The organism is uncultured Dokdonia sp., from assembly GCF_947492535.1.
Classification (GTDB): Bacteria; Bacteroidota; Bacteroidia; order Flavobacteriales; family Flavobacteriaceae; genus Dokdonia.
Genome location: NZ_CANLNH010000004.1, coordinates 123424 through 144930, shown reverse-complemented (window position 1 = coordinate 144930; position 21507 = coordinate 123424). Strand labels below are relative to the sequence as shown.

The 21507-nt window shown below is 34.8% G+C and carries 10 protein-coding genes; 5 read left to right on the top strand and 5 right to left on the bottom strand.

The window, feature by feature from the left end; genetic code table 11:
* Positions 1-27 precede the first annotated feature (27 nt).
* Complete coding sequence (locus Q1A60_RS06950) at positions 28-1371, bottom strand: hypothetical protein (protein WP_299764149.1); 1344 nt, start codon at positions 1369-1371, stop codon at positions 28-30.
* Between the two features lie 109 nt (positions 1372-1480).
* Entirely contained in the window at positions 1481-2692 is a 1212-nt protein-coding gene (gene hflX / locus Q1A60_RS06945; protein WP_299764151.1) for a GTPase HflX, read from the bottom strand.
* 63 nt (positions 2693-2755) lie between these two features.
* On the opposite strand from hflX, the gene Q1A60_RS06940 reads away from it, so the two are divergent.
* The gene (locus Q1A60_RS06940) at positions 2756-3736 is read left to right on the top strand and encodes an endonuclease (protein ID WP_299764153.1); all 981 of its coding nucleotides are present in this window, start codon (positions 2756-2758) and stop codon (positions 3734-3736) included.
* A gap of 87 nt (positions 3737-3823) precedes the next feature.
* Positions 3824-5064 (top strand): IS3 family transposase gene (locus Q1A60_RS06935; RefSeq protein WP_299764155.1). Its coding sequence is split into 2 segments (ribosomal slippage): positions 3824-4169 and positions 4169-5064, totalling 1242 coding nucleotides; the frame shifts between segments, so codons are not numbered across the junction.
* A gap of 51 nt (positions 5065-5115) precedes the next feature.
* Here the strand turns inward: Q1A60_RS06935 and Q1A60_RS06930 are convergent.
* Positions 5116-7722: a T9SS type A sorting domain-containing protein gene (locus Q1A60_RS06930; RefSeq protein WP_299764157.1), complete on the bottom strand. Its 2607-nt coding sequence runs from the start codon at positions 7720-7722 to the stop codon at positions 5116-5118.
* Positions 7723-8187: 465 nt separating this feature from the next.
* On the opposite strand from Q1A60_RS06930, the gene Q1A60_RS06925 reads away from it, so the two are divergent.
* The 3 genes from Q1A60_RS06925 (at position 8188) to Q1A60_RS06915 (ending at position 16001) form a co-directional block, all read left to right on the top strand.
* Entirely contained in the window at positions 8188-13104 is a 4917-nt protein-coding gene (locus tag Q1A60_RS06925; protein WP_299764159.1) for a choice-of-anchor L domain-containing protein, read from the top strand.
* 83 nt (positions 13105-13187) lie between these two features.
* On the top strand, positions 13188-14102 hold the full coding sequence (locus tag Q1A60_RS06920; protein ID WP_299764161.1) for a type IX secretion system membrane protein PorP/SprF: 915 nt from the start codon (positions 13188-13190) through the stop codon (positions 14100-14102).
* An 18-nt stretch (positions 14103-14120) separates the two neighbouring features.
* Positions 14121-16001 carry an OmpA family protein gene (locus tag Q1A60_RS06915; RefSeq protein ID WP_299764163.1) on the top strand — a complete coding sequence of 627 codons (1881 nt, stop codon included), beginning with the start codon at positions 14121-14123 and terminating at the stop codon, positions 15999-16001.
* A gap of 542 nt (positions 16002-16543) precedes the next feature.
* Here the strand turns inward: Q1A60_RS06915 and Q1A60_RS06910 are convergent.
* Together Q1A60_RS06910 and Q1A60_RS06905 are read right to left on the bottom strand one after the other, a co-directional pair.
* Positions 16544-18520 carry a DUF5689 domain-containing protein gene (locus Q1A60_RS06910; protein WP_299764165.1) on the bottom strand — a complete coding sequence of 659 codons (1977 nt, stop codon included), beginning with the start codon at positions 18518-18520 and terminating at the stop codon, positions 16544-16546.
* 37 nt (positions 18521-18557) lie between these two features.
* Positions 18558-21419 carry a TonB-dependent receptor gene (locus Q1A60_RS06905; protein ID WP_299764168.1) on the bottom strand — a complete coding sequence of 954 codons (2862 nt, stop codon included), beginning with the start codon at positions 21417-21419 and terminating at the stop codon, positions 18558-18560.
* Positions 21420-21507: the final 88 nt, after the last annotated feature.

The following is a 21507-nucleotide window of genomic DNA, read 5'->3' as shown; positions in this document are numbered from 1 at the left end:
TCGCGAAAGCGTACCAAGTACCCCTATTTAATCAGGATAATACCAAAAAGGAATCCTAGCAACGTCTCTTGTAATAATAGAATCATTTCTTTGGTCTTTTCTGGTGATATGCAACGTGTGCATACCTCGAGAAACATCTTTTAAATCTAAAACCGTTTCATACCCCCTTTGATTCTTAAGGTTATGTGACATAATATAACTAGTAGGCATAATGGTATCATCCAATTTAATTGTAATTACCTCTTCTAATAAGCGTATATATTTCTTAAACTTAGGGTATGCCGTACTATCATCTTCAATATTAAACTGGAAATTAACACCCCCAGATTCATACCCACGCTCATCGTTTTCAGGTACTAACGTACTATCTATTTTGTAAATAACATCCTCTATAGCAATCCTATGCTTTATAAAAATAGGCAATGCAGATTCCTTCATAATCTTAGAGGGAATAGCAGCACCTCTCACAAATGCACTTTCTCTATCAACGATTTCATCATCATAATTTATAGCTCTAGCATACTCTGCTCTGTTTGCCCATCTATCTATATGAAAATTAGACTCCCTTATATTTACAGAAAATAATAAAAGCCCTCCTATAAAAACAGGTAATAATACTGCTAGAATACGTTTCCCGAGTTTATTATCTAATAAATTATATAGCAATGGTCTATATAGAAATGAAAATGTAATACGGCTCATTAACCTATATATAGGAAAGTATATAACCCCAATCCATTTTTTCTTTTTCAAAAAGCCTTGTGTAAAAAAATCAAAAGCAGTCAAGAAAATAGCAATAAACATAAATACTAATATGATAGTACCTATAACTTCTCCTATTTCACTAGTTCCAAATAGGCCATCAATAATAGCCACTAATGCTGCTACGACGCCAATAGTTATAAAGAAAGAGAGGAAGAAAAAAACTAATAAAAAAGATAACGCAAAAATGATACTACAATAATCTTCTAGTTTTGCAATGTATTTATCAAAAGACCCTATACGCTTTTGGAGATAGTTTTTAAACTTATCTGTATAATTAAGCACCTCATAATCTATATCTCCAGAAAAATAACGCAATCCTACAGCTCCAATCCAAAGCCCTCGCAAAATAACATGAATGATCAAACAGATCGTTAAAGACAAAAGACATATAATAATTGCCGCAAAGCCTATCCCAGAAATAGCGCTAAGTGCTGAATTTCCTATTGTTTTTGCAGCAACCGAATTGGTAATCTTAATAATAGGCTCAAAAGCTTGAAATAAGCCTAAAATAGCAACTCCAGAAATAATGAGTTCTAATTGCCAACTTTCCTGTTGTAAAATGTCAAGCCATTTTTTAAACTTAGAATCTTCGTGTTTAGGATGCATATATGTGATGGTTAGTTACACAATAATAAGTAAAGATTTTTTAAAAAGTGTTACAAAAAAATGCAAGCCTACTAGACTTGCATTTTTTTATCTTATAATGAGATCGTTATTATATCCCTTCTACATACTCTGGATATAGAAAACTATTATAAGGAAAACGCGTCACGTGAATCTCCCTTACACGTTCATATACTTTCTTCCTAAAGGTTTCAAAATTATCTTTATTTAATGCAGATATAAAAATAGAGTCTCCATTGGTTCTAGCCATCCAAGTTTGTTTCCATTCATCTAGAGAGTAATGTGCGACTGTACGCTCTATCATTAAATCTTCCTCATCATACGCCTCTGGCTGATACGCATCTATTTTATTAAACACCATCAGAACGGGTTTATCTGCACTTTTAATTTCGTCTAAAATTTGATTTACAGATGCGATATGATCTTCAAATTGAGGGTGTGATATATCAACGACGTGCAGTAATAAGTCAGCCTCTCGCACTTCATCTAGTGTACTCTTAAAAGAATCTACCAGTTGTGTGGGTAGCTTGCGTATAAAACCTACGGTATCTGAAAGTAAGAATGGCAAATTTCCAATCACCACTTTACGCACTGTAGTATCTAGTGTTGCAAAAAGCTTATTTTCTGCAAATACTTCACTTTTACTTAAGGTATTCATGAGTGTAGACTTTCCTACATTGGTATATCCTACCAAAGCCACGCGCACTAATGCTCCACGATTCCCACGCTGGGTTGCCATTTGCTTATCGATCGCTTTCATCTTCCCTTTAAGAAGCGTAATACGATCTCTTACAATACGTCTATCTGTTTCAATTTCGGTCTCTCCAGGCCCGCGCATTCCTATACCTCCTCGTTGACGCTCTAAGTGAGTCCATAAGCCTGTAAGCCTTGGTAATAAGTATTGGTATTGCGCAAGTTCTACCTGTGTACGAGCATAACTCGTTTGTGCTCTTTGTGCAAAAATATCAAGTATCAAATAGGTGCGATCTACAATTTTACATGCTAATAATCGCTCTATATTACGCTGTTGGCCAGGAGAAAGCTCATCATCAAAAATGACCGTTCCTATCTCATGTTGCTCTACATATGCCTTGACATCTTCCATCTTTCCTGTTCCTAAAAATGTTTTAGGATTAGGCATATCTAGCTTTTGCGTAAATCTTTTAGTCACTTCACCTCCTGCTGTATACGCAAGAAATTCAAGCTCATCCAGATACTCATTCATTTTATCCTCACTCTGATGACGTGTGGTCACCCCAACGAGAACACATTTTTCATATTCTATTTGTTCAGTTTCTAGCATGAGACAAAGGTAGGGAATAGGTTGTAATCCTTTTTAGTAAATTAGTCTCTAGATAAAATATGTATGAAAGATAATTCCGCTTTCGCGAAAGCGCACTCAGAACAAAAGAAAATAGGTGTTGCATTTTACAACCTAGAAAACCTTTTTGACACCCAAGATGATCCCGAAACACTCGATGATGATTTTACCGCCGAAGGATATAAAAACTGGAATAGCAAGCGATATACTAAAAAGCTAAACAAGCTAGGTCGTGTGATTTCACAAATTGGACACAAAGAAACAAATAACGCCCCTTCATTAGTAGGCGTTGCCGAAGTAGAAAACAAAGCAGTACTTCAAAAACTTATAGAAACTGAAGATCTCGAAGACCATGGGTATGACATTGTACATTACGATTCTCCAGATGAACGGGGTATTGATGTAGGTTTATTATACCTAAAAGAAGATTTTAAAGTCATAGATAGTGAGACCGTTTCTGTATACTTAGAATCAGAATTTGGAGAACGTGATTATACCCGTGATATTCTACACGTTACTGGAAACTTAATGGGTGTGAGAACGCATGTATTAGTAAATCACTGGCCTTCCCGACGAAGTGGTGTAGAAGAATCACAACCCAAACGAATTACAGCTGCTCAAAAAAACCGAATGATTATTGAGCGTATTGAAGAGGAAGAACCTGAAGCACGTATTATTGTTATGGGCGACTTTAACGATGGTCCTCATAATGAAAGTATCAAAAACCATTTAGTTCAAAAAGATCTGTATAATCCTATGGTATTTCTAAATACCCGATATGAAGGAAGTCTTAATCATGATTTTGAATGGTATCTCTTTGATCAAATTATTCTATCTGCAAATTTTATGCGTATGCATAAAAACACTCTTAGATATGACAAATCTGATATTTATAATGAGCACCACCTCACTGAATTTAAAGGACGTTTTAAAGGGAATCCATTTCGTACCTACGCTGGCAGAAGATATTTAGGAGGGTATAGTGACCACTTCCCTGTGTATTGTATCTTTAAACATACACCATAAAATTAAAAAGCCTGTGAAATTTCACAGGCTTTTTTTATATAACTAGTGTCCCGTCCTGAAATAAGTTGACACAATTTCGACTTATTTATGAAACATTCAAAAAAAACAAGTAATAAGCGTACGCAACGTGATTACAATTTAGGCTTTAAATTAGCCGTTATCTCTCAAGTAGAAAAAGGCGAGATGACCTATAAACAAGCACAAAAGGCTTATGGGATTCAAGGTAGGAGTACTGTTTTGGTTTGGTTACGAAAACATGGTACCTTAGATTGGAGTAATCCTATGATTCATCATATGTCTAATCCAAAGCGAAAAGAGACCCCAGCACAGAAGATCAAACGTTTAGAGCGTGAACTCTCAGATGAGAAACTTAAGAATGAGATTCTCAATACTATGATTGATATCTCAGATAGTCAATATGGTACTGCTATTAGAAAAAAGTATTCTCCCATTCAATCCAATGCATCCGACAAGAAAAACAAGTGAGTCTCTCACCTTGTTGTCGATTGTTTGGGATCTCTAGACAAGCTATTTATCAATCTGAAAAACGTTTGATAGCTAGGCAAGAACAACTCTCTAAGATAAAACCAATGGTAGAAGGTATTCGAAGAGAGATGCCGCGTTTAGGAACTAGAAAATTATATTATTTGCTCAAAAAAGAGTTTAGAATCAATAATATAAAAATAGGAAGAGATGCCCTATTTGACGATTTCAGGTCTGAATCCATGTTGATTAGACCTAAGAAAAACTATACTAAAACCACCAACTCAAAACACTGGTTAAGAAAGTATCCGAATCTTATGAAAGAAACAAAAGCAACTGCACCAGAACAATACTTTGTGAGTGATATTACCTATATAAAAAGTAGAGAACGTACTCATTATCTTTCCCTAGTTACTGATGCTTATAGTAGAAAGATCATGGGATATCATCTTAGTGATGATATGAGTGCAGAAAATGTAGTAAAAGCCATCCAAATGGCTATTAAAAATAGAAACACAAAAAATCCATTAATACACCACTCGGATAGAGGGTTACAATATTGTTCTTCTGTTTATCAAAAACAATTACTAAAATCTAATATCAAACCATCGATGACAGATGGATACGATTGTTATCAAAATGCACTAGCAGAAAGAATTAATGGTATTTTAAAAGGAGAATTCCTCCTGAATAAATGTAATACTGGAGCAGAACTTAAAAAACTAATCACAGAATCAATAATTATTTATAACAACAAAAGACCACATTTGAGTCTTAACTATGAAACACCTAATTTTATACATAACAAAAAATCCAGTGAAGCTAGCTTCACTGGATTAAATTAAAGTATTTAAAAACTGTCAACCTATTTTAGGACGACTCATAGGATCTATTAATTACTGCTTAATAAACCTTTTAGTTACAGCCAGTCCATCTTTTGAAACAAATCTCACAAAGTACATCCCTGATGATAATTTTGATACATCAACAGAAAGGGAGTCTTGCTTAGGATTTATCTTTTGTACAATAGTTCCTGTAGAAGAGAAGATAATAATCTCTTCATACATTTCATCTAGAACATCAATTGTCAATTGTGATCTTGTAGGATTAGGGTACAACTTAATATTATCTTCAGAAGCTTCAGTAAACGAACGTAATGCTGTAATAGTTGGTGCTTCTTGTGAAGCTAGTGAATTAGTATTATCACCAGAAACAATCACCTGATCTATCCATATTTGATCATTATTTGCACTTGCATCACAACGGATACGGAATCTGTTTGAAGTATTAAAATTAAAATTACTACTATCTAATGTGATTGTATCTGTAAAGAAAGATCCATTAGAAAAATCTGTTCCACTCACATACTGACCTATTACTTGATATGATGATCCATTAAAGAATTCTACAAAATAATCTTCTCCATTTTCCATACTATTTGCAAAAGAATGGAATTCGATAGTCACTTGATTATTTCCTGATAAATCTAACACCGGTGACACCATATTTGAAGAATTAGAATTATCTCTTAATCGTATTGAGAAAGATCCTTCAAAAGAGTTTGAAGTAGATTGCCTTGCACAATCATTTCCCCCATCTATCCATCCTTCAAATCCTGTCTCAAAGAAATAACCAGCAATCACACCTGGAGCACCTCCATTACCTTCGAGGGTAGTAAATGATGTAGTAGCAGCGCCCGACACATTTCCTGCTGCATCTTGAGCAGTTACAGAAGCATTATATAGTGTTAACTCTGAAAGCCCTGTTACATCAAATGTTGTTGTTGCTGAAGACCCAACTATATTCCCATCTATAGAAACGGTATAGCTAACCACTCCTACATTATCTGAAGAAGCATTCCAACTAAGTGTCGCACTATTTGATGTAATATTAGAAGCTACGAGATTAGTTGGATCAGATGGGACTTCAGTATCCGGAGGTCCTGCTTGTAACTGAAACGCACCAACAACACCTCTTCTTCCACTATTCATATATTCATTAATAAACCAGAAGGTAGAACCATCAGAAGGATCGACATCCATTTTACTATAATCACCATAACGAGTACCTGGAATTTTAGCATCACCATTAGCAATCAATCCCTCCATAACGGTCATAGTACCTAATGGATCTGTACTCATTCTTCCAGTATAATATGAACTTACAAACACTGTTGATGGTGTATTAGGCCCAGACATAGATGTATATCCCATTCCTATATTACCTTGCGCGTCCATAGCCATACTTGCATTCCAAGCATGTCTTCCATCTGGAGCTGTATATGTGCCTTCTTGGTACAATGACCAAGGTTGGTTATCTCCATTCTGGCGGAATTCATACCAACGTACTGCTGCTTGCTCTCCAGAACTCGCATCTGCATCTACCACAAAATTAAAAACAGCCGAATTATGCGTAGCAAACTTTCTAAACTGCGCTTGATTCATAATAGTTGCTTGTAATGCATCTATACTAATACGTCTTCCATTTCCAGGTTGTAATAAATTTGAAAAACTTCCATTATCAAATACACTTATAAAAGGTGTTGTATTAATTTGTGTTGGATTAGACACTGTTGAACTTGACGGGTTAGACCAATTCACATCAGCAGTCCAAACTTTAATGTGATCTACTGACACCCCATTCCAAGCATCATCTTGTAAATATACAATGGTTGCTCCTCCAGGTGCAGGTAAATTGCTATCTGTTACATTTAATGCTTGTGGACTAAAAAATCCACTTGTTACAATCCCTGGAAGATTAAATCCTAGAATTTGAGCATTTGGATCTCCTACTAACATAGCATCTCTCTCTAAAGCCCACAATCTATTTGAACTGCCTGTATTTTCAGTAATATAATATCCATCACTCCATACAGATAATTTTTGATAATCTTGTATTCCAGAAATTGTATAAACAAACCAGTTTGCTGTGAGAGGGTTTGGTCCATCAGAGACTGCTACCTGAGCTCCTGACCCTAAGAAAGAAAGCACCCATCTATCTGCAGCATTATCATAAGATACGGTAAGATCACAACAACCACCAGATGGAAAAATAGCAGGATTTGGAGCAGTTTGTCCCAATAATTGATTCCCAGATTTATCATAAATAGCAAAACCTGTATTAAACACAACCATCACATGATTAGGACCCACAGCCAGCGAAGGATCTGTAGGTTGTGATCCTGATGCATAAGCATCAAAAACAACACTTGCAGGAGCCATGCGAACACTCTGCTCCATTTTATGCCTATTTCTTACAAAATAATCATTCTCAACTTGAGGATCTTTTCCTTGAACAATTTGAGGAGCTAAAGACCTCTTGTCTTTAGCTTCTTTTACAGAATTATCTGGTGCTACAAGGTCATTAGGCCTAGACAATAAAGAGCTAACATACTCTACTGAGGATATTTTACCTTGAAAAAAAGGAGGCTTCTTATCTTCTATTTGTCCATAGGACAAAAAAGAAAATAAACATAATACTGAAAATAGTAATTTAAATTTCATAAATCTTTGGTTTAATTAATTAGTAATCTGTAATATACAAATAAAAAAACACTAAATTCTATTGAGTGCATTAGCCCTAATTCATAAGATTCATCATAATTCTCAAAAAGCAATCACAAGAAGCGTTCACAAGTCAAAAGTTAGGCTTAAACAGACTATTTTTTGGAATTACTTCTCTATTAAAAACCTTAAAAAATACTTTTTAACACAATAACCCATTGTTAAATCTTAAATCTTGAAGATAACAATTGTTAGTCGTCGATGATTTTGTGCTTTATATCTAAAAAAAAAGTTAACGTTTTGTAGGCTTCTTTTTTTGTTTAACCTTAGTAACATTAAAAGACAAAATATCTTCTTTTTTATAGTTGCTTTTGTTTTTAGAAAAAATAAATCCTACTAATCAAAAAAAGATACTCGTCGAACTATTCCAATAGCATCGAATACAACAACTAATTTTCTATCATAATGAGAAAACAATTACTTTCGTTTCTAATTTTAATTATTACAATTAGCTCCTATTCCCAATCTATAGTTGTTAATGATTCTAATGATCCTGAATCTTCTCTAACTGCAGAAGAACTTATACAAGATGTTTTAGTAAATGGAAATTCTTGTGTTGATATTACGCTAACAAACCTAAGTGAGAACCCTACTGGAACTACTGACTTATCTGAGCGTAGCTGGGGTTACTTTAGAAATAATGACACCGACTTTCCTTTTGAGGAAGGGATTATATTATCTTCAGGGTTTGCAGTAAACGCACAAGGACCTAATGATCAAGGAGGAAGTTCTGATGGTCTTTTTGATTGGCCTGGAGATGTTGATATCGAAGCTATCTTAGATAACTTTACAGGAACCAATGTAGCTACAAATAATGCTACTGTATTCGAATTTACCTTTACTTCTGCATTAGATCAAATTAACTTTGAATTTATCTTTGCTTCAGAAGAATATGAAGATGATTTTGAATGTGATGATACATTTAGAGATGGTTTTGCCTTTTTAGTAAGTGGCCCAGGTATAGCTGACACATCTGGCGCTCCTTTTGGCGGACAAAACATAGCTTCTATAGTAGGTTCAGACAACGTTCCTGTAAATACGCTATCTATTCACAGCGATACTTTTACTTGTGGCTCCGAAATTAATGGAGTTAATTTCTTTCCTGAACTATACGTAAGTAATCAAGATGCAAACAATACAAATAGCATACAATTTGATGGTCGTACCGTCTCTTTAAATACTGCTACAATAGATATCTTACCAAATGAAGAGTACACTGTGAAAATGGTTATTTCAGATCGTGGAGATGCTTCTTTTGATTCAGCAGTATTCCTAAATGCAGGTAGTTTTAATATTGGCGCAACAGATTTAGGAGATGATATTCTCGTTGCAAGTGGAAATGCAGCTTGTGATGGAGATACAATAACTCTTAATGCAGAAGATCCAGACGCATTATCATATATGTGGTTTATGGATGGTGTAGAGATAGTGGGAGAAACAGGTCCAACATTAGATGTTACATTGCCTGGATTATACAGCGTTATAGTAAATCTTATTAATACAGATTGTGTTATTGAAGATGAAATTATTGTTGAATTTATTACTGCAGATGACGTAAATCTAGGAGATGATATTGAAGCATGTGAAGGTGATACTGTTACTTTAGACACAGGCTTTATGGATGGTATTGCTACTTATGCTTGGTTCTTTAATAGTGCTATCCTTATTGATGAAACTAATCCTACTTTAGATGTTACGCAAGCTGGGGAATATGCCGTAGTAGTTACATTTAATTCAGGATGTTCTTTTTCTGATGTAATTATGGTAGATTTTACAATAGCACCTATTTTTGATTTAGGAGATACTATAAATAGCTGTTTAGAAGATCCCATTACACTAGATGCAACACCCTCTAATGTAGATCCTTCTACGGTTACTTTCCAATGGTTTTTAGACAGTGCAATCCTTATAGGAGAAACATCAGCCACTTTGGATGTTACTCAAGAAGGGGTTTATAATGTTATTGTTACCTCTGGACCATGTGTCATTACAGACTCTGTAGTCGTAAATCCCTTGGCACTTCTTTTTGAATTAGGTGATGACTTTAATACTTGTTTTGAAGAAACTGTTACTTTAGACGCTTCTCCTACTAATACTGATCCAGCTGAAGCGACTTATGAATGGTCTCTTAATGGGACTATACTTACTGGAGAAACTGCACCTATGCTTACTGTTACAGAAGAAGGTACATACGATGTCACTGTAACATTTGGGATTTGTTCAAATACAGATACAATTACTATTACTCAAGCAAATCCAGATGGAACTCCTTGTGAAGGTGAAGAACCTTCTGATTGTACAACTATTGATGCTGGACCAGATTTAGCAGTAGATTGTGAAAATCCTTGTGTAGATTTAACTGCATCTATTATTACATTACCACTCACTTCTACTTCTTCTTATAGAATAGCACAAATAGAATGTCCAAACCCACCTACAAGTGGAGATCCTACAAACTTAACAATGGATGATACATGGAGTGATATCATAGATCTTCCTTTTGCTTTTAATTATTATCAGAATGATTACACAAGTCTTGTTATAGGAGCAAATGGTCAAATTTCATTTGATACTTCATTAGCAGGTGAATTTAATGATTGGAATATCGATCTAGGACAAACAATTCCTAATGATGATCAAGCAACATTTCCTTTCAACACAATTTATGGAGCTTTTCACGATATAGATCCAGGTGTAAATAATGACCCTGATGCTATTAACTTCTTTGTAAGTGGTGATGCACCATATAGAACATTTGTACTAAACTTTGATATGGTTGCTCAATTTAGTTGTAATGACTTATTGACTTCACAACAAATTGTACTTTATGAATCTTTAAATGTTATAGAAGTTAATATTATCAACAAGCCTGTTTGTGACGCTTGGAACGATGGTTTAGCTACTTTAGGAATTTTAGGTAACGACAATACTGAATTTGCAGTTCCTCCAGGAAGAAACACTGATAACTGGGAAGGCATTGATGAAAGTTGGAGATTTATTCCAGATGGAGTAGTTAGTGACGATGCTGAGTTTGCTTGGTTAGATGAAGATGGAAATGTAATAAGTAATGACTTGATTTTTAATGTATGTCCAACGGAAACTACGACATATACTGCTAGATTAACCTTTACAAACCCTGATGGAACAATATCCACAATTACAGATGAAGTAACCGTTACAGCAGATGTGGTAGATTATAATGTTGACATTGGAGAAGATGATGTATTTTGCGATATCACATCTTTCGAAATTGTACCTGTACTTACAGGAAATGTGAACAATCCAACTTTCTTATGGAGCACTGGAGAAACTACAGATACCATTACAGTAACCGAAACAGGCACATACACTGTTGAAGTAACAGTAGATGGATGTATCATGATGGATGAAATTACAATTACATTCTTAGAAAGCCCATGTATTGTTGTTTCAGAATGTCTTGTTGTAGATTTCTTAGAAGATTTCGGAACGGGTACTGAACGAGTATCTACTCCTTTTACAGAGTATACTTTTAATCCTGGTCCAGATCAAGTAAATGACGGTGAGTATGCTATTATCAATACTTCTGCTGATCTAAACTTTGGTTGGCATGACAATCTTGAAGATAATACTCCAGGAGATGTAAATGGACGTGCTCTATTTGTAAATGCAGATTTCAATACAGATGAGTTTTATAGAAGAACTGTAGATGGATTATTAACAGATACAGACTACACTTTCAGTTCATTTATTACAACAGTATATGATACTGACACAAATATTTGTCCTAATAATGGTATTCCAGCTAACGTGACATTTAGAGTTGAAGACACTACTGGAGCTACACTTGCTGAAATTGACACAGGAGATATTCCTAATGAAGCAGATCCAAATTGGCAACAATTTACTATCGATTTCAATTCTGGAATGAATACTTCGGTACAAATTGTATTGGTAAACAATTCAATAGGTGGTTGTGGAAACGACCTTGCCATAGATGATATTTCACTTTCATTTGGTGGTGCTCCTCCAGTAATAGTAACACCAAATGACTTAGAGCTTTGTGATGATCTTGCTGATATGGTTGAGTTTTTTGATCTTACGAGTCAAATCCCAACTATTTTAGATGGCTTAGATCCTACAGATTTTAATATTACATTCCATACAGATTTATTAGATACACAAGCAGGAGTAATGGCTATAGCAACACCAAATGCATATGCAAATACATCAGACCCTGAGACTATATATGTGCGTGTAGAACGAGTATCTGATGAAAGCTGTTTTAGTATCGTCGAATTTGATTTAATTCTTAATGATATAGTTTCATTGGCAAACAATCTGCCTTCTACAATTGACATCTGTTCAACCGATACTATACCTGTATTGGACGCAACACCTGTCGATCCTAGTGTAAATTTAGCTGCTGTCACATATGAATGGTCAGATGCCTCTGGCACCATTGTCTCTGTAAACGCACAATTTACTCCTACTGTAGGCGGAGTATATACTGTAGTTGTTGAGTTACTACCTTGTAGTCAAGAAACATTTACAGTAAATCTTACCATTACTCAAGCACCTACATTAGACCTTGGAGCAGATGAATTGCTATGTAACAATGAATCATTTGAAATCATTCCATCTATTACTGGAGATATCACTGGAGCTACATTCTTATGGAGTACTGGAGAAACAACACAAACTATTACTGTAGATCAATCAGGAACGTATGATCTTACCATAACTTCAGGACCTTGTATAGTAACCGACTCTATCACAGTTACTATTTCAGACCCTGTAAATGTTTCATTAGGAGATGACTTTACTACCTGTAGAGAATTCCCTAATACGATTACAGCTACTAGTGATGATCCAAATGTGACATACCAATGGTTTCTTGATGGAGATCTAATTACAGGCGAAACCTCTAGTTCCTTAAACTTCTCTGTTCCAGAAATAGCTTTTGGAACGCAAGTATATTCTGTTATTGTAACAACTGCAGCAGGATGTACTGGTGAAGATTCTATAGATGTATCATTATTTGATGTAGACAACTGTATAATAACTCAAGGTATATCACCAGATGACTCTCCTGGATTTAATGACACACTAGACTTAGAGTTTTTAGCTGCTCGATCTGGGATTGATGTTCTTCAGATATACAATAGACTCGGTACATTAGTTTTTGAACAGAATGATTACGTAAATCAATGGAGAGGTCAAACTGATAATGGAAATGATCTTCCAACAGGTACTTACTTCTATGTAATCAATCTTGAAACTGAAGACCCTCTATATGGAAGACAAGCTACTGGATGGATTTACATTAACAGAGGAGAATAAACAAAGGATAGCCAAAGACACTAATAGATAATATTTATTATCGCGCATAACGCATCATTTATGCAATAAATAAATTTTTAAAAATGAAAAAACTATTTTTATTAACCCTTATCACAAGCATTATATGTGTTGATTTTGCAACAGCACAGCAAGATCCTCAATATACACAGTATATGTACAACCAGAATGTGGTTAACCCTGCATATGCTGGTTTACAAGAAGGGCTTGCTCTGGGTTTATTGTATAGAAATCAATGGTCTGCTCTAGATGGAGCCCCTGAAACATTTACGTTCAATGCGCATGCACCTGTAGGCGAAAGAACAGGATTGGGAATCTCAATTATTAGAGATGAATTAGGACCTGTTAAAGAAACAAACGCGTATGTAGATTTCTCTTACACTATCCCTGTAAGTAGTAATTATCAATTAGCATTTGGATTAAAAGCGGGAGCTACTTTTCATGATATTGGATTAGCCGATCTTGAATTACAAGACGATAATGATCCATTCTTTTCTGAAAACATAAGCCAAACAAATCCAAATATAGGAGCTGGCGTATTTTTATATAGTGATAACTTCTACTTTGGAGCTTCCGTTCCTAATATATTAAGTTCGCTTCACCTAGATGAAAATGGACTTGAATTTGGCTCAGAAACAAGTCACTATTTTGTAACATCTGGGTATGTTTTTCAAGCAACAGAGAATATAAAACTAAAACCTTCTGTTTTAGTAAAATCAGCTTTTGATGCTCCTACTTCTTTTGATGTAAACTTTAATGCGCTTTTCTTAGAAAAATTTGAATTAGGAGTCTCATACAGATTAGACGACTCTTTTAGTGGTATTGTAGGTTTTCAAGCCACTCCAGATTTAAGAATAGGATATGCATATGATGCTGTTGTTTCAGAAATTAACAATGTGGCCCCATCATCACATGAAATAATATTAACCTATAATATCATCTTTAATAAGCGTGCATTACGCTCACCAAGATACTTCTAAAATAAAATACAGTACAAGATGAAGAAGTTTTACATATACATACTACTTGTTGCTACGAGTATTAATTTTGCAAATGCACAAAGCAAAGACACAAAAAAGGCAGATCAATTATTTGATAGATTAGCGTATACAGAAGCTATCGAAGAATATACGAGCCTTATTGAAAAAGGAAAAGCAGATGAGTACGTCTACACACAATTAGCACGCACCTATACTATTCTTAATGACACTAAAAAAGCAGAATCTTTTTACAAACGTGTTGTTAAAAATAAAAAAGCAAATCCTGAGACACTATTTGCATATGCTGAAGTTTTAAAAGCAAATGGAAAATCTAGTGATTATAAAAAATGGATGAAACGTTTTGTAAAGGCAAATTCTAATGACCCTAGAGCTGCTATATACCTAAAAAATCAAGATTACCTAGAAGAGTTAGAAGAACGTGATCCACTATATACGATTACAAATGCAGGGAATATTAATACAAAATATTCTGATTTCGGAGCATTTACAAAAGACAACAAAATTTACTTTTCATCTTCTAGAAATACAGATCGTAAAAGCCATAATTTAAATGGAGAACCATTTTTAGATATCTACGCTGCAACTACAGATGGATCTAAGGTTAGTAATGCTGAATTATTAAGTGGAGATGTAAACTCAAAATACCATGAAGGGACTATCGCTATAACGCCAGACGGAAAGCGTATGTTTTTTGATCGTAATAACTATTATGAAGGCGATTTAGAAAAAGATGAAGAAGGTGTAAATCAAATTAATCTTTATTCAGCAGAAAAAGTAGCTGGAGAATGGGTGAATATAGAGCCTGTTCCTTTTAATGATGACAACTATTCAACAGGTCACCCAGCGATTAGCCCAGATGGAAAAACATTATACTTCTCTAGTGACAAACCTGGAGGACAAGGTGGATCTGACATCTATATGGTTGAGATTAAAGCTGACAATTCTTATGGAGAGCCTAAAAATTTAGGAAGTAATATTAATACAATAGCTACTGAAGCATTTCCTTTTATCGCTTCTAATGGAGATTTATACTTCTCAAGTAATGGCCAATTAGGTCTTGGAGGTCTTGATGTATTTGTGGCTGAGAAAAATGGAAGTTCATTTTCTTTTCCTGAAAATTTAGGACCAGGTGTAAATAGTGGTAATGATGACTTTGGAGCAAATATAGATGTAGAAAAAGGAACTGGTTATGTTTCTTCAAACAGAAGAGGAGGAAAAGGTGGAGATGATATTTACGTATTAGGTAAATTACCTCCTTGTGATGTAGATGTAACTATCACTGTAGAAGATACAGATGGTAATGGTATTTCTAAAGCTTTAGTAGAAATTATGAATATTACTGAAAGTACTACAGATTCTGACACAGCTACTACAACTGGAAAATACTTATTTAGCTCTAAATGCAAAAGAGAATATAAAGTAATGGCATCTGCAGATGGATATATACCTGCTGAAAGAACAATTTCTGTAGCTAAGAAATCTGCAAATCTTATCATCACGCTTCAAAAGGAACCAACAATTACTCCTGATGAAGTTGTCTTAAATCCGATTTATTTTGATTTTGACAAATGGAATATACGTTCAGATGCTGCAGCAGAACTAGATCGTCTTGTTGCTACTATGAACAAATATCCAGATTTAGTAATTTCTGCAGAAAGTCATACAGACGTTCGTGGACCAGAATCATATAACCAAATACTTTCTCAAAAAAGAGCTGAATCTATGCGTGATTATGTAATCAGCAAAGGAATAGATGCAAGTCGCATTTCTGGAATAGGAAAAGGAGAAAGTGAACTAGCAGTTTCTTGTGAAGAGTCTGCTTGCTCAAAAGATGAGCACCAACTTAACAGACGTTGTGTCTTTAAGATTGTAAAATAACAAATCATAGTTTAAACACTCACTCAATTAAAAAGGCTTTCTACTCGTAGGAAGCCTTTTTAAGTATATACCACTATTTAAAGTAATCCATAAAAGTATAAGAATAATACAATGAGAATATTATAGACGGGATTCTACAATACAAATAAGCAGAACCTTATATACTTCTTATTAAGAAGCATGTAACTTCCAAAATCACCAAAGTAATTTTTACTCATAAAGATAAAAGACCCCCATATTTTTATCCATTATTTTTCATAATAAGAAAACATCTCATAGTCTAAAAAAGCATACTGAATATAGAAGATTTCGAGTTCGCCTTTTCTGACTTCAGTTTATAACAAATATTTTATCAAATATCTAGAAAGAAACAATGTTACTTCAATAGCATTAACAATAAAATAAGAGTATTCAGGAAGACTTTTAATGATTCTTTATACGCTTTCGCGAAAGCGTATAAAACCAAACTTCATAATAAATAAGCATAAAAAATCCCGACACTTTATAGTATCGGGATTTTTTAAATCTGTTACAGTATCTATTTACTGAGCATTGATTTGAATTTCATCAAGCTCGTACGTTCCATCAAAATTTGAATCTCCACTTCCTACATATTTGAAAGCGATATAACCACTTCCTTCTATACAAGAAAGATCTACAATTCCAGAATCAATCCAATCTCCAAAATCATCTGCATCGTCTACAATAATTCCTGCAGGAATTGCATCCCAAGTAGCTGTAGGGATATTAGCCGGCACTCCATCCCAATCACTTGAAAAGAGAAGTTCTAACGTACTTCCATCAGAGAAACTATTAGATGTCATAAACTGAAGTGTTTCACCGTCCTGAGCGTCTAAATCAAGTTCTGGCGTCACTAACCATGATATTGTAGAAGCGTCACCAGACATAAAAGATCCTACTCTAGCAGAAATTCCTAATGAAGGATTTTGCCCTGTACTAGAAAAAGCGGACCATTCTTGTGTTCCGGCTTCTTGAAAGTTTACCCATCCATTTCCAGAAATAGGTTGATTTGCTGTTTGTGTTTCAAAAAAGTCTTCAAATAAAACAGTTCCTCCAGCACTACTTGCAGTACCACAATCTACAGTTCCACCTCCAGTCGTTGAACCATCATCCATACTGTTTATCGCAAAGTTGTCTAACTCAAATGTTCCATCAAAATCTTCTTCTCCACTACCTACATATTTGAATGCTATATGAGCAGTTCCTTCTATACAAGATAAATCAATGTTGCCAGAAGGTTCCCAATCCTGAAAGAATGTATCATCAGAAACAATAGTTCCTTCTAATATAGGTCTCCAGTTAGCATCATCTATCGTTGCTGTATCTCCATCCCAATCATCTGCAAAAAGTAATGTTAACTCACTCCCATCAGCAAAACTATTTGAAGTTTCAAAATTAAGTGTTTCCATTTCCTGAGCATCAAAATCAATCTCTGGTGTAATTAACCAAGTTACAGTACTTGCATCACCAGACATAAAAGAGCCTATTCTTGCAGCAGTACCAAAACCACCACCTGCACTAAATGATTCCCATACCTCTGAACCTTCTTGTGCAAAATTAGTCCACTCACTACTTAATGATCCACTTGCTAGGTTATCTGCAAATACAACACCTGTTCCAACCTCATCAGCAATTCCACATAAATCACAACGGTCACCTTCAACAAACACCACATTACTTGGATCATTAATTGCTATATTAAAAACCTCTCCAAAGAAATCTTTAGTAAGTATTCCATTAATAGTACCTCTTCCTGCTGGAAGTGTTAATGCTTTAAAGTCTGAAAATGTACTTGTGCTTAGGATTGTTCTTCCTCCTGTTGCACAATCTTCTAATACACGCTCACCATCAAATTCATCTTGAGCTTCTGATGCATATGTTCTTTGATTATTGATCACCTCGTCTGCACTAAATTGAACATCCTGAAGCGCAATAAATAAGTTTGTTTTATCATTTGTAAATTCAGAAAATGTAAGAGGTAGAGGAACAATATCTACAACATCAGTACTTCTTACAATAACATCGTCTTGCTTAGGAGCTTGAATCTTCCCAATAGCGCCACCATCAGCAATTCCTAATGAAAGCACTCCATTAGAAATACCTGCCGTAAGTCCATCTAATCGAATAAACACTTTTCTACCTACTTCATAGCTCGTAAATAAAGGATTTACATCTATTAAAACTCTAATCCCCGCTACTGGGTTTTCTGGACTATCTTGAATAACAAACTCTTCAAAGAAGTTACCTGATTCATCACTAGAAATCACATATCCTTCTATAAATGTATCTGTTCCTTCATACGTAAATGTAGCATCTCCATTTTCTATAGCCTGCGCTACTTGCCCAGCAACACTACTGATACCTACACTTTGCCCTTCTATTGTGACTACTCCAGGATTTAGTTCTGGCACAGAAAAGTCATCATCTTGCACACAAGAAACTAGTACTACTACAGCTACTAGCATTGCGAATATTTGTGTTAATTTTATTGTTTTCATAATCGTATATAATTCTATAATTTCTTGATATTTTTAATTAAAAGCGAACGTAAAAGTTCACGTAGTATGTAGTTCCGTTTCCAAAGAAAAATCTCGGTCCAAACACAGGTCCGTTTTCTCTTGCTTGATCATCACGTACATTTCTAAATGTTGCATTACGCGATTGCTCAAAACCTCCAGTCACATACTCTTGATCTAACACATTATTTATAGTGGCAAAAAACCCTAAAAAGTAATCGTTTACTCTCCATGACTTTCCTCCAGTAACATTTACTAAAAAGTAATCATTAAATTCTTGTTGCTTTAATAATCCTCTAGCAACATTTGCATCAAAATCATTAATTGGTAAACCATCGCTATCTGTTACAAAATTTGCAGAACGTGCTAGATTACTTACATCAATATAAGCATTAGAAAAATAATTGGTTGTTACACCAATATTCCAGAAATCTGGATCTCTATATTCAAACCCTAACTGGAATGCTCTTTCTGGACCACCTGCTACGTGTACATCTTTTAAGTTTGTTGTACCATCTCCAAAACGTAACGCGCCATCAAAGTCATCACTTCGTAAGTATAAGTTAGGATTATTTGTAAATGTATACTGTCCTACACTTGCTGCCGCTTTTAATTTAAGCGTTGGTAATACTTGTGCTTCAAGTCCAAGCTCTATTCCCATATTACGTCTCCCTACATTGGTAAGTATTTCTTGTACAAACGCATCTCCATCTGCTCCTAAACCTCCGAGATCTTCTGTAAAATAAAATCCTAAATCTGTTCCATTTTCAAATCCAGTATAATATCCCGTAAGTCTTCCTTTTACAAGTGGTGATCTAAAAATATAACTTACATCTACAGATTGTATTTGCTCACTTTCTAATCCTTCTACCACTTCGTTATTTTGACGTGCATTTACAAAAGAGTTACGTATCGTCGGTGCATTCGTATAATATCCTCCATTTACATCTATAACATGACGTCCTGTAATCTTATATGTAAGCCCTCCTTTTATCCCTCCTGTAGTAAAGTCTAATTTTTCACTATTACCAAAAGAACCTACAGAACCTTCTACGTTTTGAAAGTTTCCATTTTCAAATAAACCATTACGTTGATACGTAGTTTGTGTAACCGTACCTCCTACATAAAAGTCTACTTTGTTGTATTTAAATTGCGCTTGCGCGAAACCAGATACAACATCGGCATCAATTTCATAATTATACTTATAACGATCTCCTTCTCCTACAATTCGGTTAGGATTACGTACATCACTTTGCGCACTAGCTGTAGAGATAATCCCTGATGAGTCTCCAGATTCTGCTTCTGTAAAGTTATCGATGTCTAAATACCCCGTAGCACCAAGTAAATCTTCTACCTCTGCATAATTTTCACTACTCAAGTTACGGTAACTTACATTTCCATTTAAAGTAATATTATCTGTAAGTGCACTATTTATAATAATGTTTGCACTTAACTGGTTATCTTCTATAACGTCATTCTGAACAACATATAATGCATTTCTACCTTGCTCTCTTAAGGTAGCATTACTTTCGTATAATAAGTTCCAATCAAACTGCCCATCATTTACAAAATCTTGTTGTGCTAAGAATGCATTTTGAAAATCATTTGCAGTAGGGTTTTCATCTTGTAAAAAGAAACTTGGTAGTAATTGATAATAGTCTGGAGAAGGGTTACGAGCACCTCCTGCAAAAAAATCTTGTCCATTTGACTGGATAAGTGTCGTACCATTATTATCAATTCGGCTATTCTTAATAGTTCCTGTTTGGTATCCTAAGTTTGTATTTATGGTTGTTTTATCAGAAACATTCCATGTATGATTTAACATTAAGATAGGCTCTTCTATTTCTCTAATACGTGTATTACGTATTTGACCATTCTGATATCCCCAAAAAGGATTGTACTGTCTTCCTTTAAGATTAAAAATCTCTTGTGTGAGAGCCGTACTACGTCCTCTTCTGTTTGGAGTATAAATAGATGTAAAGTTAAGACTGTGTTGATCATTAAACTTTTTCTCTACAGAAGCAAAAAACGAATTTGCATCATATAATGTTCCATCTATATATCCTTCGTTTCCAAAACGTCTCGAAGCAAGGATTGTATATGCCCAACCATCTGCTCTTACTCCAGAACTATAGCTTGCCATTATTCTTCCTTGATATGAACGATTTGCAGAAGCATAAGAGACACGACCTCCTTTACGATATTGAGAAGCTCTCATATCTATATTTGTAGTTCCAGCCAGTCCTCCAAAAGAATATTCATTTGCAGAAAGCCCTTGTGTAAATTCACGATTACGTTGTACATCATTAAGACCTCCCCAGTTTCCCCATTGAGGACGACCACTAAACTGCTTGTTCATTTCGATACCATTGATAAGTAATTTACCGTTGGCATTATCAAGCCCTCTAGGTCTGAAAAAAGTAGCACTCCAATCAAAAGCTGCAGCACTTAAATATGTATCGCGTCCCGCCGAAAGTAATCCTGAAACATTCAAACCGCCTATATCATCATCTTCTCCATTAAGATCATTGTCAGATAATGAAATAAGCCCGTTTAGTTCTTGTTCTTTTGCTACATCTACATCAAGAGTTACTTCTCCTAAATCTAGTGTTTGTCCTTCATTAATAACCACTGGAAAACGTCTAGTCACGTATCCATTTTTTGAGATCGAAAGAATTTGATCTCCTACCGGAACTTGTGTTAAAACAAATGCTCCATCTGCACCTGTCTGCATCGTTTGACTCGTACCTTCTATAAAAACAGTAGCCTCGGCTAAGTTTTCTGTGGTAATTCTGTCAATTACTGTTCCTTTTACAGACGTTTGAGCAATGACTGGTAACATTGCAAAAACAAGTAAAAGTTTAAAAAAAATGTACTTCATAAATTAGTTTAGTTAACATCGGGCTTCCTTCATTAAGAAAACCTTTACATTTGCCGCGCAAAAGTACTCATTTTCGAGGGAATGATTA

Coding starts and splice junctions, on each gene's coding strand:
- Q1A60_RS06950 (WP_299764149.1), bottom strand. CDS start 1,371: ATGCATCCTAAACACGAAGATTCTAAGTTTAAAAAATGGCTTGACATT.
- hflX (WP_299764151.1), bottom strand. CDS start 2,692: ATGCTAGAAACTGAACAAATAGAATATGAAAAATGTGTTCTCGTTGGG.
- Q1A60_RS06940 (WP_299764153.1), top strand. CDS start 2,756: ATGAAAGATAATTCCGCTTTCGCGAAAGCGCACTCAGAACAAAAGAAA.
- Q1A60_RS06930 (WP_299764157.1), bottom strand. CDS start 7,722: ATGAAATTTAAATTACTATTTTCAGTATTATGTTTATTTTCTTTTTTG.
- Q1A60_RS06925 (WP_299764159.1), top strand. CDS start 8,188: ATGAGAAAACAATTACTTTCGTTTCTAATTTTAATTATTACAATTAGC.
- Q1A60_RS06920 (WP_299764161.1), top strand. CDS start 13,188: ATGAAAAAACTATTTTTATTAACCCTTATCACAAGCATTATATGTGTT.
- Q1A60_RS06915 (WP_299764163.1), top strand. CDS start 14,121: ATGAAGAAGTTTTACATATACATACTACTTGTTGCTACGAGTATTAAT.
- Q1A60_RS06910 (WP_299764165.1), bottom strand. CDS start 18,520: ATGAAAACAATAAAATTAACACAAATATTCGCAATGCTAGTAGCTGTA.
- Q1A60_RS06905 (WP_299764168.1), bottom strand. CDS start 21,419: ATGAAGTACATTTTTTTTAAACTTTTACTTGTTTTTGCAATGTTACCA.